General features: G+C 73.1%; 15 protein-coding genes and 1 pseudogene. 9 read left to right on the top strand and 7 right to left on the bottom strand.

What is annotated here, in order from left to right; all coding sequences use genetic code 11:
• Positions 1 to 95: 95 nt before the first annotated feature.
• Together ACFV9D_RS04090 and ACFV9D_RS04095 are read left to right on the top strand one after the other, a co-directional pair.
• The gene (locus ACFV9D_RS04090; protein ID WP_385140543.1) at positions 96 to 668 is read left to right on the top strand and encodes a helix-turn-helix domain-containing protein; all 573 of its coding nucleotides are present in this window, start codon (positions 96 to 98) and stop codon (positions 666 to 668) included.
• Positions 669 to 711: 43 nt separating this feature from the next.
• The gene (locus ACFV9D_RS04095) at positions 712 to 1269 is read left to right on the top strand and encodes a YbaK/EbsC family protein (RefSeq protein WP_385140545.1); all 558 of its coding nucleotides are present in this window, start codon (positions 712 to 714) and stop codon (positions 1267 to 1269) included.
• Here ACFV9D_RS04095 and ACFV9D_RS04100 read toward each other — a convergent pair.
• The 3 genes from ACFV9D_RS04100 to ACFV9D_RS04110 form a co-directional block, all read right to left on the bottom strand.
• Positions 1262 to 1684 carry a CoA-binding protein gene (locus ACFV9D_RS04100; protein WP_385140548.1) on the bottom strand — a complete coding sequence of 141 codons (423 nt, stop codon included), beginning with the start codon at positions 1682 to 1684 and terminating at the stop codon, positions 1262 to 1264. The genes ACFV9D_RS04095 and ACFV9D_RS04100 overlap by 8 nt on opposite strands.
• A complete protein-coding gene (locus tag ACFV9D_RS04105; protein ID WP_385140551.1) occupies positions 1681 to 3219 on the bottom strand; it encodes a carboxylesterase/lipase family protein in 1539 nt (512 codons plus the stop codon). Before ACFV9D_RS04105 ends, ACFV9D_RS04100 begins: the two co-directional genes overlap by 4 nt.
• A 76-nt stretch (positions 3220 to 3295) precedes the next feature.
• The gene (locus ACFV9D_RS04110; protein WP_385140554.1) at positions 3296 to 4786 is read right to left on the bottom strand and encodes a long-chain fatty acid--CoA ligase; all 1491 of its coding nucleotides are present in this window, start codon (positions 4784 to 4786) and stop codon (positions 3296 to 3298) included.
• 175 nt (positions 4787 to 4961) lie between these two features.
• On the opposite strand from ACFV9D_RS04110, the gene ACFV9D_RS04115 reads away from it, so the two are divergent.
• The 6 genes and pseudogenes from ACFV9D_RS04115 to ACFV9D_RS04140 form a co-directional block, all read left to right on the top strand.
• Positions 4962 to 6350 (top strand): PucR family transcriptional regulator, encoded by a 1389-nt coding sequence (locus tag ACFV9D_RS04115; protein ID WP_385140557.1) that lies wholly within the window; start codon positions 4962 to 4964, stop codon positions 6348 to 6350.
• A gap of 37 nt (positions 6351 to 6387) precedes the next feature.
• Entirely contained in the window at positions 6388 to 7014 is a 627-nt protein-coding gene (locus ACFV9D_RS04120; protein WP_385140560.1) for a YigZ family protein, read from the top strand.
• Between the two features lie 90 nt (positions 7015 to 7104).
• Positions 7105 to 8283, top strand: a complete 1179-nt coding sequence (locus ACFV9D_RS04125) for an exonuclease SbcCD subunit D (RefSeq protein WP_385140562.1) — start codon at positions 7105 to 7107, stop codon at positions 8281 to 8283.
• Positions 8280 to 11462 carry an AAA family ATPase gene (locus tag ACFV9D_RS04130; RefSeq protein ID WP_385140564.1) on the top strand — a complete coding sequence of 1061 codons (3183 nt, stop codon included), beginning with the start codon at positions 8280 to 8282 and terminating at the stop codon, positions 11460 to 11462. The genes ACFV9D_RS04125 and ACFV9D_RS04130 overlap by 4 nt, the downstream gene beginning before the upstream one ends.
• A gap of 207 nt (positions 11463 to 11669) precedes the next feature.
• Positions 11670 to 12368, top strand: a complete 699-nt coding sequence (locus ACFV9D_RS04135; protein ID WP_385140567.1) for a CPBP family intramembrane glutamic endopeptidase — start codon at positions 11670 to 11672, stop codon at positions 12366 to 12368.
• Between the two features lie 60 nt (positions 12369 to 12428).
• Positions 12429 to 12635 (top strand): annotated as a pseudogene (locus ACFV9D_RS04140) (hypothetical protein); the annotation flags it as partial.
• Here the strand turns inward: ACFV9D_RS04140 and ACFV9D_RS04145 are convergent.
• From ACFV9D_RS04145 to ACFV9D_RS04155, 3 genes are all read right to left on the bottom strand, one after another.
• Positions 12625 to 13071, bottom strand: coding sequence for an Lrp/AsnC family transcriptional regulator (locus ACFV9D_RS04145; protein ID WP_385140570.1), 447 nt, complete (start codon positions 13069 to 13071; stop codon positions 12625 to 12627). The pseudogene ACFV9D_RS04140 and the gene ACFV9D_RS04145 overlap by 11 nt on opposite strands.
• A gap of 164 nt (positions 13072 to 13235) precedes the next feature.
• A complete protein-coding gene (locus ACFV9D_RS04150; RefSeq protein WP_385140572.1) occupies positions 13236 to 14939 on the bottom strand; it encodes a DUF885 domain-containing protein in 1704 nt (567 codons plus the stop codon).
• A gap of 49 nt (positions 14940 to 14988) precedes the next feature.
• Entirely contained in the window at positions 14989 to 15486 is a 498-nt protein-coding gene (locus ACFV9D_RS04155) for an Lrp/AsnC family transcriptional regulator (RefSeq protein WP_385140575.1), read from the bottom strand.
• A 59-nt stretch (positions 15487 to 15545) separates the two neighbouring features.
• Between ACFV9D_RS04155 and ACFV9D_RS04160 the strand changes: the two genes are divergently transcribed.
• Entirely contained in the window at positions 15546 to 16751 is a 1206-nt protein-coding gene (locus ACFV9D_RS04160) for a trans-sulfuration enzyme family protein (RefSeq protein ID WP_385140578.1), read from the top strand.
• Here ACFV9D_RS04160 and ACFV9D_RS04165 read toward each other — a convergent pair.
• Complete coding sequence (locus ACFV9D_RS04165; RefSeq protein ID WP_385140581.1) at positions 16678 to 18078, bottom strand: GNAT family N-acetyltransferase; 1401 nt, start codon at positions 18076 to 18078, stop codon at positions 16678 to 16680. The genes ACFV9D_RS04160 and ACFV9D_RS04165 overlap by 74 nt on opposite strands.
• Positions 18079 to 18164 lie beyond the last annotated feature (86 nt).

The raw sequence follows: 18164 nt of genomic DNA on the forward strand, positions 1-18164 counted from the left end.
TGGCAGTACAGTGCGGTGTACAGCTGGGTACACCGCGATAGACCCCACGGTAGTTCAGTCTGTTGAACTCTGTCATCCAGAATATTGGACGGAATGTGTCGGACCTCGATCAGCTCACGCAGTCGCTCGCGCGGAATCTGAAGCGGTGGCGCAATGAACGCGGTTTCACGCTGGACGCGCTCGCCGCACGGGCGGGGGTCAGCCGCGGCATGATCATCCAGATCGAGCAGGCCCGCACCAACCCCAGCGTCGGCACCACGGTGAAGCTGGCGGACGCGCTCGGCGTCTCGATCACGACCCTGCTCGACTACGAGCAGGGCCCGCAGGTCCGCCTCGTCCCGCCCGAGCAGGCCGTCCGCATGTGGTCCACCTCCACCGGCAGCCAGACCAAGCTCCTGGTCGGCACCGAGGCCCGCGGCCCGCTGGAGCTCTGGTCCTGGACGCTGATGCCGGGCGACGGCAGCGCCTCCGACCCGCACCCCGACGGCACCACCGAACTGCTCCATGTCACCGAGGGGGAGCTCACCCTCGTCGTCGAGGGCGAGGAGCACCGGATCCCGGCCGGCACCTCCGCGGTCTTCGAGGCCAACGTGCCGCACGCCTACCGGAACGACGGCACGGAGAAGGCCGAGATGACCATGGCCGTCTCCATCCCGCCCGCACGCTGAGACGGCCGAACCGGGGAGCGGACGGCTTGTTAGCGTGACGCGCATGCGCGCACCCATCGGAGACTTCGACAACGCCGTACCCGCCCCCGAGTGCCTCGACCTGCTCACGGAACCGGTGGCCGCCGCGGTCCGCGCCTGGCAAGGCGCCGTCCCCGCCGACCAGTTGCTGTACGTGGACACCGACCCGGAGATCGCCGACACGGCCGCCTTCGTCGAGAACCACGGCCGCGAACTGCTCGACCAGTCCGCGAACTGCGTGATCGTGGCCGGGAAGCGCGGCGAGGTGACGACCCTGGCCGCCTGCGTGGTGCGCTCGGCCACCCGGGTCGACGTCAACGGAGTCGTCCGCAAGCACCTGGGCTCCCGCAAGGTGCGGTTCGCGCCGATGGAGACCGCGACCGGCGAGAGCGGCATGGAGTACGGCGGCGTCACCCCGATCGGCCTCCCCGCCGACTGGCCGGTCCTCGTCGACGCCACCGTCGTCGACACCGCATGGGTCCTCGTCGGAAGCGGCCGGCGCCGGGGCAAGCTGATCGTCCCGGGCAAGGCCTTCGCCGAACTGCCCGGCGCCGTCGTCCTGGAGGGCCTCGGCGTCAGCTGAGGCGGGGAATCTCGATCGCGGGGCAACGATCCATGACCATGTCGAGCCCGGCCTCGCGCGTCCGGGTGTACGCCGCCTCGTCGATCACGCCGAGCTGGAACCACACCGCCTTGGCGCCGATGGCCGCAGCCTCGTCGGCGACCTGCCCCGCGTGCTCGCTGTTGACGAACACGTCGACCACGTCGACCGGGAACGGGATGTCGGCGAGCGAGGCGTAGCCCTGCTCGCCGTGGACCGTCTCCGCCTTCGGGTGGACGGGCACGATCCTCTTGCCGAAGCGCTGGAGAACCGCGGCCACGCCGTACGCAGCGCGCGCCTGGTTCGACGACAGGCCCACGACCGCCCAGGTGTCGCCCATGGCGGTCAGGATCTTCCGTACGGTGTCCGACTCGGTGGTCGTGGTCTCGACGCTCATCTACTGCCTCCTGTGGCTCGTCCCTGTACAGAACGAGCCGTGAGGCCCGGTGATTCCCCGCCGGCGCGCGCTCGGGCAGGGCCCGCGTCCCAGGCCCGCCGCTCGTCGTCGCGCGGGGACTCGACCACCCGCGGAGCGCCCCGGCCGAAGGTCATCACCGGGCGGGACGCGTCCCAGGTCCGCCACCCCGGGTCGCCGCTCTCCGCGAACCGTACCCAGGCCGTGTGCATCGCCGCCGCCAGCTCCCTCGGGGCGTCCGGGCCGGTCAGCGCCGCCGCCTCGGGCCGGTCCAGGGTGTCGAAGACGAAGGCGATCTCCAAGGCGTGGCAGGCCCCGAGACCGAGGACGGGCGAGCGCCAGCCGAACTCGTAGACGTAGGTGGCACCCCGGCCCTCGGCCCGGGCGTCCGCGAGCCGGTACAGCGGCACGCGCAGCAGCTTGTCCGTCGCGAGCGCGCCCAGCAACTCGCCCGGTGTCGCACCGGGGCGGTTCGCCCGGTACGCGCGCGTGGTGCGCCACGGCACCTTGGTCCGCCACAGCGCCACCCGCAGCGCGAGGCGGCTCAGCCGCTCGGTGAGCCGGCTGGGCACGAACCACAGGCGGTACTCCTCGCTGTTCGTCCCCATCAGCAGATCGACGTCCGCCGACGCCCCTTCGCGCAGCGCCTCACCCGGCTCGCGCGGGAGGACCTCGCCGTCGACGGCGATCTGGAAGGAGTGACCGCCGGTCAGCGGTGAGCCCTTGCCGGTCACCGCGGTCTGCGCGTCGAGGAGCTGGTCACGGGGCACGGCGGACAGCGCCCGCGCCGTCGCCTCGACACCCAGGTGCGCGGCGATGGCCTCCGTCGTCCGACGAGCCCGGTCGAGCGGCAGCGCGGTCGGCGCCCCGCTCTGGAGCACGGCGCGCCGGAACAGGCCCTTGGCGAGCGGGGAGGCGAGCAGCGCCGCGATCGAGATCGCGCCCGCGGACTCGCCGAAGACCGTCACCCGCTCCGGGTCACCGCCGAAGGCGGCGATGTTCCGCCGTACCCAGGCCAGCCCGGCCAGCTGATCGAGCAGGCCCAGATTGGCCGGGGCGTCCGGGAACACCCCGAACCCCTCGATACCGAGGCGGTAGTTGAGCGAGACGAGCACGACACCGTCACGGGCGAACGCCGCCCCGTCGTAGACGGGGACGGAAGAGGAACCGTGGACGAGCGAACCCCCGTGGATCCAGACCATGACGGGCCGTTCTCCGGCCGAACGTGGCCAGGGCGCCCAGACGTTCAGGTTGAGACAGTCCTCGCCCTCGACGTCCGGGTCGGGGAGCAGCGCGTCCAGGGGCGGGGCGTACGGGCGTTTGGGCGCCGTCGCCCCGAAGGCGACCGCGTCGCGCACGCCGTCCCACGGCTCGACGGCCTCGGGCGCGCGGAACCGCAAGGGACCCACCGGGGCCTCGGCGTAGGGGACACCGAGGAAGGCGGCCACGCCACCCTTCAGGGTGCCCCGCAGGACGCCGTCGCTCGTGGTCGCCACGGGAGCGGATGCGTCGGACATCGTTCAGCCCTTCCTCGGCACGACGGTCGGCACGGGTCGGCACAGGTCGGCACGGATCACGACGGTCGGCATGGATTCAGACCGCGGAGACCAGTGCCCGCTTGAGGACCTTTCCGCTCGGCCCGAGCGGAAGCGCGTCGACGAACCGCACCACGCGCGGGTACTTGTGCCGGCCGAGGCGCTCCTTCGACCAGTCGACGAGCTCCTCCGCCGTGACCGGGCCGGCGCCGGCGCGCAGCACGACCACCGCGCAGACCTCCTCGCCCTTGGCGTCGTCGGGGACACCGATCACCGCGACCTCGGAGACCGCCGGGTGGCGGACCAGGACCTCCTCCACCTCGCGCGGGTAGATGTTGAAGCCGCCGCGGATGACCAGGTCCTTCTTCCGGTCCACGATGCTCAGGAAGCCGTCCTCGTCGCGGACCCCGAGGTCGCCCGTGCGGAACCAGCCGTCGACCACGGCCGCGGCCGTCGCCTCGGGGTCGTCGAGATACCCCGCGAAGACGTTGTGTCCGCGCACCACGACCTCGCCGATCTCGCCGTGCGCGAGCAACCGGATCTCGTCGTCCACGGCCGCGTCCGCGATCCCGATCTCGACGCCCCAGACGGGGTGCCCGACCGTGCCCGGACGCCGTCCGATGTGCGGCTGGTTGAAGGTGGCGACCGGCGAGGTCTCGGTGAGGCCGTAGCCCTCCAGGACCTGGGTGGAGAACGTCTCCTCGAACCGTTCGAGCACGGCCACGGGGAGCGCCGCGCCACCCGAGACCGCGGCGCGCAGTCCCGTCGGCCTGGCGTGGGACCCGGCGGCCGCCTCCACCAGGGCGTGGTACATCGTCGGTACGCCCATGAAGACGGTGACTCCCTCCGTGGCCAGCACTTCCAGGGCCGCGGGCCCGCTGAACCGGGGCATCAGGACGAGCGTGGACCCGGCCCGCAGCGTCCCGTTCATGGCGCACGTCTGGCCGTAGCTGTGGAAGAGCGGCAGACAGCCGAGGACCACGTCCTCCGCGCCCAGACCCAGCAGGTCCTGCGAGGTCACGGAGGCATTCAGCACGATGTTGAGGTGCGTGAGCCGGGCCCCCTTCGGCCGGCCCGTCGTCCCGCTCGTGTAGAGGATCACCGCCGTGTCGGAGGGCTCGGCGGGCTCCGGAGCACGCAGCGGCTCCGCCGCCGAAGGGGCACCCTGCAGCGCGTGCACGCCGGTGGCCCGCGCCGCCGCCTCCTCGGCCACCGGCCACAGCGGCCCGCCGCTGACGATCGCCACCGCCCCGCTGTGCTCCAGGACGTACCGCACCTCCTCGGCCACCAGCAGCGCGTGCACGGGCACGACCGTGGCGCCCGCGGCCAGCGCGCCGTAGTACACCCGCAGGAACTCCGTGGTGTTCGGCAGCAGCACGGCGACCCGGTCGCCCGGCTTCACCCCGGCGGCGCGCAGCCCCGCCGCGCAGCGCAGCGCCTCGCCCCACAGCTCCCCGTACGTCACCCGGGCCGCACCCTCGACCACCGCGATCCGGTCGGGGAAAAGGCGGGCGGACTCGCCCAGGACGTTGGCGACGCTCAGTGACATGGCACGCTCCAGGAAACGCGGCGTTAACGAAGGCCTGACACGGGACAGAATCCGTCCTGGCGCCGGTCGTGCACCATGTGCATCTGCCCAGCATGCGGACGACGGGGCTGGGCAGTGGCCCCCCTCGGGCCTCCTGGGCGTGGCATTCGCCAAATTCCGGCGTTACGGTGCGGCCATGACGTACGGCCCCCCGAACCCCGACAGGGCGTACGGGTCCCCGACGCCCGGCAGAGCGTACGGCCCTCCGGCGCCCGGCAGGACGCACCGCTCCACGGGGCGCGGCTCCACGACGCCCGGCAGTGTGCGCGCCCACACGCCCGTCGGCTCCGCCACCGGCGTACTGCGCCGTACCCTCGCCACCGCGCTGCTCGGCGACATCGACCCCCTCACCGACCGGGCCGTCGACGACATCCGCGCCCACAGCGGCACCTACGCCTCGGGAACCCCCGTCACCCGCGAGGAGCTCTGGGCGTTCGTCCGCGACAACCTGACGCGCGCCCTGGAGGACTTCGGCGGCCTGGCCCCCACCGGCGGCGACTTCGAAGACGCGGCTCGTGAGACCGGGCGCCGACGGGCCGAGCAGAACGTGCCGCTCGACACCGTGCTGCGGGCCTACCGCCGCGGCGGCCGCGTCCTGTGGCAGGTGATGGCCGAGCACTTGAGGGTCAGGCCCGGGCGGGACTCCGACACCCGCGACACCGAACTCGACGTCGCGGGCGCGGTCTGGGAGACCATCGACCGCTACTCGGTCGTCATGTCCGACTCCTACCGCCTGACCCAGCTGGAGATGCAGAGCCGCCAGGACACCCGCCGGGTCGCCCTCTTCGAGGCCCTGCTCGACGGCCGCGCCGAGGACCCGGCCGTCGCGGCGGCCGCGTCCACCGCGCTCGGCGTCCCGCAGCAGGACCGGTACGTCGTCGTGGTCGCCGCCCAGAACCCGGCCGCCCCGCCCAATCCGGCACCCGTCCTCGAAGCGCGGGGCATGTGGTCGTTCTGGCGCCCCCGCGCCGGCCGCTACGCCGGCATCGTCCGGCTGCCGCGCGGCGCGGACGCCACGCACACCCTGCTCGACCTGCTCCGGCACCGGACGGGTGCGACCGCCGGAGTCTCCCCGGAGTTCGACCGGCTCGCGCGCGCCGGCCGCGCCCTGCGGCTCGCCGAGGAGACCTTGCGTACCCTCCCCGCGGGCAGCGGCGAGGCCGCGGCGTTCGACGACCGGCTTGCCGAGGTGCTGCTCAGCGGCCGGGGCGACATCGCCGACCGGATCGTCACCGTCCATCTCGGACCGGTCCTGGCCACCGGCGGCGAGCGCGCCGCCCTGCTCGAGACCCTCCGGGTCTGGCTGGACAACGGCTGCTCGGCCGCCCGGGCCGCCGAGCTGCTCTACTGCCACCGCAACACCGTCCTCAACCGCATCAGCCGTATCTCGGAGCTCACCGGCCGATCCAGCGAGTCGGGCGACACCCGCCTCGGCTGGTCGCTGGCCCTGAGGGCGCTGCCCCTCGCCGACCTCGGCGAACCGGGCGAGCAGCGGGAGGAGCAGGAGCGGCCGCCGGGGGACTGAGGACGGGGGCGCGGTCGCGGACGCATAGGGTGGCGGGATGCAGGAGCAGTACCGCACGCTCGCCCGCGAGGGTGTGCACGAGACCGAGATCAACCGTTCGCGCTTCATCTGCGCGCTGGCGCCCGTCGCGACCGAGCAGGAGGCGCAGGCGTTCGTCGCGCGCATCCGCAAGGAGCACCCGACCGCCACGCACAACTGCTTCGCGTACGTCATCGGCGCCGACGCGGCCGTCCAGAAGGCGAGCGACGACGGCGAGCCCGGCGGCACGGCCGGTACCCCGATGCTCCAGATGCTCATGCGACGCGAGGTGCGGTACGTCGCCGCCGTCGTGACCCGCTACTACGGCGGCGTGAAGCTCGGCGCGGGCGGTCTGATCAGGGCCTACGGCGGGGTGGTCGGCGAGGCCCTGGACGCGCTCGGGACCATCACCCGGAAGCGTTTCCGCCTCGCCACCGTCACCGTCGACCACCAGCGCGCGGGCAAGCTGGAGAACGACCTGCGGGCGACGGGACGGGCCGTGCGCGAGGTGACGTACGCCGAGGGCGTCACCATCGAGATCGGTCTGCCGGACGCGGACGTGGAGGCGTTCCGCGCCTGGCTCGCCGACGCGACGGCTGGCACGGCCGCGCTGCGGCTCGGCGGCGAGGCGTACGGCGATGCCTGAGCGCGTCACGCGTCGCGTACACCCGCCCGCGACCCGGGGAATCCCCGAAGCCGGGACCGATGTCCGACCCCACCGATACGCTCCTCGATCATGAGATTCCTGCACACGTCGGACTGGCACCTGGGACGGTCGTTCCACCGGGTGAGCCTGCTCGACGCCCAGTCCGCGTTCCTGGACCACCTGGTGGCCACGGTGCGCGAGCGCGACGTGGACGCGGTCCTCGTCGCCGGGGATGTCTACGACCGGGCCGTGCCGCCGCTCTCCGCCGTCGAGCTCTTCGACACCGCTCTGCACCGGCTCGCCGAGGCCGGAGTGCCGACGGTCATGATCTCCGGGAACCACGACTCGGCGCGGCGCCTCGGCGTCGGCGCCGGGCTCATCGAGCGCGCCGGAATCTACCTGCGGACGGACCCGGCCGGGGTCGGCACGCCCGTCGTACTCACGGACGCCCACGGCGACGTGGCCCTGTACGGCCTGCCCTACCTCGAACCGGCCCTGGTCCGCGAGCAGTTCGGCGCCGCCAAGGCCGGACACGAGGCGGTCCTCGGCGCCGCCATGGACCGCGTCCGCGCCGACCTCGCCGAGCGGCCCGACTCCACCCGCTCCGTGGTCCTCGCCCACGCGTTCGTCGCCGGCGGTGAACCGAGCGACAGCGAACGGGACATCACCGTCGGCGGCGTCGCCGCCGTCCCCGCCGGAGTCTTCGACGGCGTCGACTACGTGGCCCTCGGCCATCTGCACGGCAGCCAGACCGTCACCCCGCGCGTGCGCTACTCCGGCTCTCCGCTCGCCTACTCCTTCTCCGAGGCCGACCACCGCAAGACCATGTGGCTGATCGACCTCGGACCCGACGGCGGGATCGAGGCCGCCGAGCGGATCGACTGCCCGGTGCCCCGGGACCTCGCCCGGATCAGGGGCCGCCTGGACGACCTGCTGGCCGACCCCGCCCTCGTACGGCACGAGCAGTCCTGGGTCGAGGCGACCCTCACGGACCCCGTACGGCCCGCCGAGCCCATGGCCCGGCTCACCGAACGCTTCTCGCACACCCTGAACCTGGTCTTCGAGCCCGAGCGCACCGAGAGCGACCCGTTCGCCTCGTACGCGCAGCGGCTGCGCGACCGCAGCGACCAGCAGATCGCGGAGGACTTCGTGGCCCACGTGCGCGGCGGCGCCGGACCGGACGGCGCCGAAAGGACCGTGCTGTACGGCGCGTTCGACGACGTACGGGTGGACGCGACGGAGCGGGAGCGCGAGGTGGGCGCCCGGTGAGACTGCACCGCCTCTCGGTCACCGCGTTCGGGCCCTTCGGCGCCACCCAGGAGATCGACTTCGACGCGCTGTCCGCCGCGGGGCTCTTCCTGCTGCACGGACCGACCGGCGCCGGCAAGACCTCCGTCCTCGACGCCGTCTGCTACGCCCTGTACGGCGCCGTGCCCGGCGCGCGGCAGTCCCCGGGAGCCTCGCTCCGCAGCGACCACGCCCCGCTCGGCACGTCCACCGAGGTGACGCTCGAACTGACCGTGGGGGAGCGGCGGTTGGAGATCACCCGGCGGCCCGCCCAGCCGCGCCCCAAGAAGCGGGGCGGCGGCTTCACGACCGAGAAGGCGCAGAGCCTGCTCCGGGAGTACGACGCCGGCACGGCGGAGTGGACCGGGCTCAGCCGCTCCCACCAGGAGATCGGCGAGGAGATCACCCAGCTCCTCGGTATGAGCCGGGAACAGTTCTGTCAGGTCGTCCTGCTTCCGCAGGGCGATTTCGCCCGCTTCCTGCGGGCGGACGCCGAGGCGCGCGGCAAGCTGCTCGGGCGGCTCTTCGACACCCGCCGGTTCGCGGCTGTCGAGGAGCGACTCGCCGATCTGCGGCGCGGGGCCGAGCAGCAGGTACGGGACGGGGACGAGCGGCTGCTCGCGCTGGCCCATCGGATGGCGCAGGTCACGGGCGGAGCCGTGGTCGAGGAGCGGCCCGGTGAGCCCGGACTCGCCGAGGCCGTCCAGATCCGCGCCGCCGTGGCCCGCTCCGAGGCGCGCGAGGCCCTCGACATCGCCGACTCGGCCGTCTCGGCGGCCGAGTCACGCCAGGCCGCGGCGCGTCACGCGCTCGACGCGGAGCGGGACCTGGCTGCCCGTCAGGCGCGGTACGCCGAGGCGCGGCGACGGCGGGAGGAGCTGGAGGCGCGCCGGCCCGAGCGGGACGCATGGGAGGCCACGCTGGACCGTGCGCGCAAGGCCGACCGCGTGGCGCCCGCTCTCGGCCTGCGCGTCGACGCGGAGCGCGACCACGCGGGGGCGAGCGCGGCCCGTGAGCAGAGTCGCGGCAGGCTGCCCGCCGACCTGGTCGACGCGGGCGCGGAGCAGCTGTCCGACCTGGAGCGCCGGCTCCGTGAGGAGCTGGGCGGCCTCGAGTCCGCGCGGCGGGCCGAGCGGCGTGGCGCGGAGATCGCCCAGGAGCGTGCCGTACTGGAGCGCCAGGCCCGCGCCGACGAGGAGATCCTCCAGGAGGCGGGCGGCTGGCTCGACGGGTGGGAGGCGCGGCGGACGGAGCTGACGGCGCGCATCGAGTCGGCCCAGGAGGCCGCCGCCCGCGCCGAGCACCTCGCGGGGCGTCTCGAACCCGCCCGCCGCAGGCTGTCCGCGGCCCGTCGCCGCGACGACCTCGCGGAGCGGACGAGCGTCGCCGACTCGCGCCTCACGGCCGCCCGCGAGCGCCGCAACGCGGCCCACGAGGCCTGGCTCGACGTCAAGTCCCGGCGCCTGCAGGGCATCGCGGCCGAACTGGCCGCCGCCCTGACCCCCGGCGCCCCCTGCCAGGTCTGCGGCTCCGCCGACCACCCGGCCCCCGCCCGCACGGGCGCCGACCACGTCGACCGCACCGCGGAGGACGCGGCGTACGCCGCCTTCACCCACGCGGAGGAATCGCGTACGGCCGCGGAACGCGAGCTCGCAGCCACCCGGGAAGCCTGGTCCGCGGCTCGGGCAGAGGTCCTGCCGGGGCTCGACGACGGACCCGACGCGACAGGGGACGCGGCGCGGCGCGGCTCGCCTGCGGACGCCGTGGCCGACGGCCGTACGCCGACCGACCACGGCCCTGGCGGTGCGTTGCCCACGACGGGTGAGGGAGTCCCGGTGGGCGCCGGCCGTGGCCGTGCGTCGGCCGCCGTCGGGGAGACGGAAGTCGATGCCGAGCCCACCGTCACCGAACTGTCCCGAGAAGTCGAGGAGTTGGCGCGGCAGCACGCCGAGGCGCATGCGCTGGCCGCGCAGACGCACGGTGCCCGTGAGGCGCTCGGGCGGGCCGAGCGGGAGTACGAGCGCCGGGTCGGCGCGCAGCGGGACGCCGAGCGGCGGGTGGCCGGGCGGACCTCGCAGCGTGAGGCGCTCGACCGCGAACAGGCCGCCCTGGACGCCGAACTGGTCAGGGGCCGTGGCGACTCCGCGAGCGTCGCCGAGCACGCCTCCCGCCTTGAGCGGAAGATTGCCATCCTGATCGACGCCGCCGAGACCGTCCGTGCCGTGGACCTCACCGCGCAGCGGCTCAAGGAGGCCGACGACCGGCTCGCCGACGCGGCGTTCCGTGCCGGGTTCGACACCCCCGCCCAGGCCGCGACGGCGCTCCTGGAGGACGGCGAGCGCCGCACCCTCCAGCACCGCCTCGACGCCTGGCAGGCGGAGGCCGCTGCCGTCGCCGACCGGCTCGCCGAGCCCGAGACGCGGGCCGCGGCGGACCGGCCGCCCGCCGATCCGGCGAGCGCCGAAGCAGCGCACACCGCGGCCGAACGGGCCCTGCGGGACGCCACGTCGGCCCTCGCCGCCGTACGGGACCGGTGTGCCGAGCTGGCCCGTCTCTCCCGCCAGGCCGACACCGAGGTCCGCCGCCTCGGGCCGCTCCGCGAGGAGTACGACCGCGTCGCCCGGCTCGCCGGACTCACCGCCGGCACCTCGGCCGAGAACGAACGCAGGATGCGCCTGGAGTCGTACGTCCTGGCCGCCCGGCTCGAACAGGTCGCGGCCGCCGCCACCGCCCGCCTCCAGCGGATGTCCTCCGGCCGCTACACCCTGGTCCACTCCGACGCCCGCTCCGGCGGCAAGCGCGCCGGCCTGGGCCTCCACGTGGTCGACGCCTGGACAGGCAACGAGCGCGACACCGCCACCCTCTCCGGCGGCGAGACCTTCTTCGCCTCCCTGGCGCTCGCGCTCGGCCTCGCCGATGTCGTCACCGACGAGGCCGGTGGCGTCCGGCTCGACACCCTCTTCATCGACGAGGGCTTCGGCAGCCTGGACGACCAGACCCTCGACGAGGTGCTCGACGTCCTCGACTCCCTGCGCGAACGGGACCGCAGCGTCGGCATCGTCAGCCACGTGGGAGACCTGCGCCGCCGCATCCCGGCCCAGCTGGAGGTCGTCAAGGAGCGGACAGGGTCGATCGTGCGGCAGAAGGGGGTAGGTGCCTGACCCGCCGGTGCGAACCGGCCGTCAGGAAGGCTTCCTATCCTGTTTTGCCCCCGTTTTCCTTGATCGCCTTCTTCCTTGTGTCCCCGGCCGCGGGCCCAGCCCGCACGTGATCAAACGATCACGTTCGGAAAGCGGAAGCCTTCTCACAGCAGGGGGCGGGGCGCGTTGCGAACCTTCGCCGGGACCTGTCGGCGATCCTGGGGAACCATGCGGATGCTGCTCTCGGTCGTCTTGGTGCTCGCTGCCGTAAACGCGGTCAACAACCGGTTGGCCCCCGGCCTCTACGTGCCGGTCTGCCTCACCGCGGCGGCCCTGCTCGTGCTGATCGCGCGGCTCTCCGGACTGACGGCGGACGATCTGGGGCTCGGCAGGGACTCCGTCCGCCGCGGACTGCGATGGGGGCTGATCCTGGTCGCGGCCGTCGTCGCGGTGTACCTGGCGGGGCTCGCCATGCCGTTCACCCGGGAAGCCTTCCAGGACCAGCGTGCCGCAGGTCTGACCGGCGGCGAGCTGGCGTACCGCGCCCTGGTCCGCGTGCCGCTCGGCACGGTGCTGCTGGAGGAGATCGCCTTTCGTGGAGTGCTGTGGGCCATGCTGGAACGACGGTGGGGCCACCTTTGGGCGACGACAATCTCCTCCTTCCTCTTCGGCCTCTGGCACGTCCTGCCGTCCCGCGGGTTGACTCGCGCCAACGCGGCGGCTGAGGCCGTCTTCGGTACCGGCTCCGCCGGCGTGGCCCTGTCGGTGGTGACGGCTGTCGTCGGCACGGCCCTTGCCGGGGTCCTGCTCTGCGAACTCCGCCGCCGATCGGGGAGCCTGATTCCGCCCATGGCGCTGCATTGCGCGCTGAACAGCACGGGGTACGTGCTGGCCTGGGCGGCAGGACGCTGGTGGGGTTCTCCGTAGCCCCTCCCGGACGCTCCGAGCCCACGGCACCAGGCGCCGCGGCTGCTGCTTCGGGCCGGAATCGACGAGGGGTTCGGCAGTCTGGACGACCAGACCCTCGACGAGGTGCTCGACGTCCTCGACTCCCTGCGCGAACGGGACCGCAGCGTCGGCATCGTCAGCCACGTGGGAGACCTGCGCCGCCGCATCCCGGCCCAGCTGGAGGTCGTCAAGGAGCGCCACGGCTCTACCGTGAAGCTCCGTACGGGAGGCGGCCTCAGCGGCTGATCGGGCGTCGGGGGAGCGGCGAGGAGTACACCACGTTCGTCGTCACGGAGCCGAGCGTGGCGACCTTCCCGGAGATTTCCTCCAGGTGCTTCATGGACCGGGCGGCCACCTTGATCACGAAGCAGTCGTCGCCGGTCACATGGTGCGCCTCCAGGACCTCCGGCGTGGTCTCGATCAGATCGTGGAACGGCTTGTAGTTGCCGTTGGGGTAGCGCAGCCGGACGAAGGCGAGGATCGGCAGCCCGAGCCGCTCCTGGTCCACCACCGCCGTGTATCCGGCGATCACCCCGGCCTCCTCCAGCCTGCGCACCCGCTCGGTCACGGCGGAGGCGGACATGGACACGGCCCGGGCCAGCTCCGCGAAGCTGGCCCGGCCCTGGCTCTGCAGGGCCTCGAGGATGCGCCAGTCGGTGGCGTCCGGTGAATAAGCGGTCATGGCCGAGATGTACCAGGGAGATCCCCGGGCGATCAAGACGCGCCCGGGGATTCTCACGGTGCGGAAGGGGAATCGTGCCGGATTCCCCGCCCGCCCGCCGACCTCTTCGCCGGTTCGGGCCGCGGGCCTTCTCGTCTGTGCCCGCGGTCCCTTCGCCCGGTCCGTCAGAGGCGCGAGATCTCGTCCACGAGGTCGTCGAGACCCAGCGGACCCTGCGACAGCGCCGCCATGTGCCACGCCTTCGCGTCGAACGCGTCGCCGTGCGCCGCCCGCGCGTTGGCGCGGCCGAGCAGCCAGGCACGCTCGCCCAGCTTGTAGCCGATCGCCTGGCCCGGCATCGAGAGATAGCGCGTCATCTCGCTCGCGACGAAGGCCGGCGGACGGCTGCAGTGCTGCTGGAAGAACTCCTCGGCCAGCTCGGGCGTCCACTGCTCGCCCGGGTGGAAGGGCGAGTCCGCCGGGATCTCGAGCCGCAGGTGCATGCCGATGTCGACGATCACGCGGCAGGCGCGCATCATCTGCGCGTCCAGATAGCCGAGCCGCCGTTCGGCGTCCGGCAGGAAGCCGAGCTCGTCCATCAGCCGCTCCGCGTAGAGCGCCCAGCCCTCCGCGTTGGCGCTGACCCCGCCGATCGTCGCCTGGTAGCGGGAGAGCCGGTCGGCCACGTGCACCCACTGGGCGATCTGCAGGTGGTGGCCGGGGACACCCTCGTGGTACCAGGTCGACACCAGGTCGTACACCGGGAAGCGGGTCTGGCCGTCGACCGGCAGCCAGGTGCGCCCGGGCCGGGAGAAGTCCTCCGAGGGGCCGGTGTAGTACGGGGCTGCGGCGCCGCCCGGCGGGGCGATGTGCGACTCCACCTTCCGTACCCGCTCGGCGAGTTCGAAGTGGGTGCCGTCGAGCGCCTCGATCGCCTCGTCCATCAGTTCCTGCAGCCAGACCCTGACCTCCTCGACGCCCTCGATGTGGGTGCCGTGGACGTCCAGGTGCGCGAGCGCCTCCCACGGACCCGACCCGGGCAGGATGCGCTCCGCCTCGACGCGCATCTCGCCGAGGAGACGGTGGTACTCGGACCAGCCGTACGCGTAGGCCTGGTCCAGGTCCAGGTCGGTGCCGTTGAAGTAGCGCGACCACCGCTGGTAGCGCTCGCGGCCCACCGTGTCGGGCGCGCCCACGACCGCGGGGGCGTACACGTCACGCATCCAGTCCCGCAGCGCGGCGAGCGCCTCGGTCGCGCCACGGGCCGCCGCCGCGAGCTCCGTCCGCAGTTCGGGACGCAGGGACTGAGGCCCCTGGTCGGCGAACTCCTCGAACCAGCCACGGCCCTCGCCCTCGCCGCCCGACCACTCCGTCAGCTGGTCGACGAAGGTCGCGGTCGGCCGCGGGCCGCCCAGCAGCTTGCGCTCCAGACCCAGCGCGAGCGAGGCGCGGTAGCCCTCCAAGGACGCGGGAACCGCGCGCAGCCGCTGGGCCACGGCCTCCCAGTCCTCTTCCGTCTCCGTCGCCATCACGGTGAACACCATCCGCACGCTGTGCGCGGGGGACCGCATGTTGCTGACCGTGCAGAGGCCCTCATCGGCCTCGTGGACGGCGAGTTCGGCTGTCAGCCGCTCCCGGAGCAGGCGGCCGCAGCGCCGTTCGGCATCGGTGTCCGCGCCGGGCCGCCGCTCGGCCTCGTCGAGCAGGGCCAGGGTGCGGCGGGCGAGTTCGGCCACCGCCTCCTGTCCGGCCGGTGAGAAGTCGGGAAGGAGGCCGGCGCTCTCTTTGACTCCCAGGTATGTACCGGTGATCGGGTCGAGTGCGATGAGTGCGTCGACGTAGGTGTCGGCGACCTGGCGGGGCAGCGCGCTGCTGGAAGTCTCTGGCATGAGGCTCATCCTCGTGCCTCCACCGTCCTCGCGTCACCCTCGTTCGATCTCAGTCGGCTGACAAATGAGCGCCGGGAGAAGGCGGGAGAAGAGGGCCGCACTCCCACTGCTGGAAGATCAGCCGGGTCTCGACGCGGGCCACCTCGCGGCGCGAGGTGAACTCGTCGAGCACGAGTCGTTGCAGGTCGGCGGGGTCGGAGACGGCCACGTGCACGAGGTAGTCGTCGGGCCCCGTCAGATGGAACAGTGCGCGGGACTCCGGCAGCGCGCGGATGCGCTCCACGAACGGACCGATCAGTTCGCGCCGGTGCGGGCGGACCTGGACGAGGAGCAGTGCTTCGAGCCCACGGCCGAGTTTGGCCGAATCCAGTCGCAGCCGGTGACCCAGGATCACTCCCGTACGGCGCAGCCGTGCCACCCGGTCCAGGCAGGTGGACGGTGCCACGCCCACCTCGGCGGCGAGTTCGCGGTAGGTGGTCCGGGCGTCGTTCTGCAAGAGGCGAAGTATGTGCAGATCGACCGGGTCCAGTACGACAGAATCGGCCATCTGCCGAACGTAGCACGGTGATACATCGCTGCCTTCCGGTATCCGTTCACAGTGCCGTCATGTACATGGACTACGACGCCTCCACCCGCAGGGCTCTGGCCACCGAAGCCGTGCACGCCGGCCGCGACGATCTCGCTGCTCTCGGCCTGCACGCCCCGCCGCTCGACCTGTCCACGACCTACCCGTCGTACGACACCCGGGCCGAGGCCGCCCGGATCGACGAATTCGCCGCCACGGGGGCCCGGCTCGACGGGCCGCCCGTCTACGCCCGCCTGGACAACCCCACCACCGCCCGCTTCGAGACGGCGCTCGCCCGCCTGGAGGGCACCGACTCCGCCGTGGCCTTCGCCAGCGGCATGGCGGCGCTCACCGCCGTCCTGCTCGTACGGGCGAGCCTCGGGCTGCGCCACGTGGTGGCCGTCCGTCCGCTGTACGGCTGCAGCGACCATCTGCTGAACGCCGGACTGCTCGGCACCGAGGTCACCTGGACCGACCCGGCGGGCATCGCCGAGGCGATCCGGCCGGACACCGGCCTGGTGATGGTGGAGACCCCGGCCAACCCGACCCTCGCCGAGGTCGACATCCGCGCCGTGGCCCACGCCTGCGGCTCCGTGCCGCTCCTGGTGGACAACACCTTCGCCACCCCGGTGCTCCAGCGGCCGGCCGAGCACGGGGCGCGGATCGTCCTGCACAGCGCGACCAAGTACCTGGGCGGCCACGGCGACGTCATGGGCGGCGTCGTGGCCTGCGACGAGGAGTTCGCCCGCAGCCTGCGCCAGGTGCGGTTCGCGACGGGCGGTGTGCTGCACCCGCTGGCCGGCTATCTGCTGCTGCGCGGGCTCTCCACCCTGCCGGTACGGGTGCGGGCGGCGTCGACGACGGCCGCGGAGCTGGTCCGGCGGCTCGCCACCGATCCGCGCATTTCCCGGGTCCACTACCCGAGCGTGGGCGGCGCGATGGTCTCGTTCGAGGTGTACGGAGACCCGCACGACGTGATCGCCGGCGTACGGCTCATCACGCCGGCGGTCAGTCTCGGCAGCGTCGACACCCTGATCCAGCACCCGGCCTCCATCAGCCACCGGATCGTGGCCGAGGGAGACCGGCGCTCGGCGGGCGTCAGCGACCGGCTGCTGCGGATGTCGGTCGGTCTGGAGGACGTCGAGGACCTGTGGCGGGACCTGACCCAGGCGCTCAGCGCTCGGCCTGCTGGTACTCCTCGTACGGCAGACGGCTCCGCGTCGGAGTCGCCCCGAGTCGGGCGGTGATGACGAGGGTCCCCTCCTCGATCTGATAGTCGAGGGGGAGGTTGAGCGCCCGCATCGCGGCGACCATGCCCGTGTTGGAGGACTGGGTCACGGCGTAGACGCTCTCGCATCCGGCCTCGACGGCCATCGCGACCAGCCGGCCCAGCAGTTCGGAGCCGATGCCCCTGCGCTGCCAGTCGTCCTCGACCATCAGGGCGACCTCCGTCTCGTCGCCGTCCCACAGCAGGTGGCCGAGGGCGACGAGCCGGCCGGAGGCCGTCTGCACGGCGAGGGTGCGGCCGAAGCGGGGGCTGAGGAGGTGGTCGAGATAGCGGTCGGCGTCGCCCACCGGCCCGTGGTAGCGCAGGCTCAGGGTGCGCTCGGAGCAGCGGTCGTGCATGGCGCGAGCCGCGACCAGGTCGCTCTGGTCGACGCGGCGGACGGTGATCTCGTTGCCCTCGGGCAGGGTGAGGACGTCGTGGCTGCGCGGGATGCGCGGGCCGAGGCGGGCGTCGAGTTCGACGAGCGCGCGGGCGCGGGCGAACTCGGTGGGCGTGAACGGCAGATAGGGCCGCTCGATCGTGATCGCCCCGCCGTTCGGGTCGCGCAGCCGCATCACCGTCTCTTCCAGGACGCCCTCGACCGGGGCGGTCTCGCCGGTGGGGCGGCCGGTCAGGGAGACAGCGGGCAGGGAGTGGATGGTGCACCGGCCGAGCAGCTGGCGCAGGGCGAGCGGGAGTTCGGCCGCGTCGAGGGCGGTCCGGGTGGCGAGACCGAGCAGCCGGGTCGGGGTGTCCACGAGGTCGTGGGCGTCGGCCCGCTCGATCCAGGTGCTGCTCCCGCCGGCCGCCGCGATCTCGCGGGTGAGCTCGTTGGCCTGGAGTCCGGCCGGGGCGCGCAGCAGGAACTCGTCGACGGTGCCCTCGGCGAGCGGGTGGGTCTGCAGGGTCAGGATGTCGACCCGGTGACGGGCCAGCGCCGTGCACAGCGCGGCGAGGCTGCCCGGGGTGTCGCGGACCGTGGTCCGCATCCGCCAGAGGGACGTCTCGACGGGCTCGTCGCTGTCGGTGGAACCGGCCGACGGCAGCGGGGCAGGCCCGCTGCCGCCGGGATCACCGGCCGGCGGCGCATGGCTGTGACGCCGTGCCCACCATGTGTGGAAGGCGGCCGTGGCGATCAGGGCGATGGCCGAGAACACGAGCATGTACGGACCCTCGGCGCCGCGGACGACGGTCTTGGCGATCGTGTCGGCCACCACCACGGCCGTGAACAGGGCGGCCAGCTCGATCAGGTCCCGCCGCCAGTGGTGGGGGCGGCGGGCACTCTTCGCAGAAGTCACATCAGTCATGGCTTCACTGTGACCCAGCGGTGTTGCGTGATCACGAACGCTTTGTGACTGACGGGTTAAGCGCCGATCTGGGGCCTTCATGGCGA

This window comes from Streptomyces sp. NPDC059875 (assembly GCF_042731085.1).
Lineage (GTDB): Bacteria > Actinomycetota > Actinomycetes > Streptomycetales > Streptomycetaceae > Streptomyces.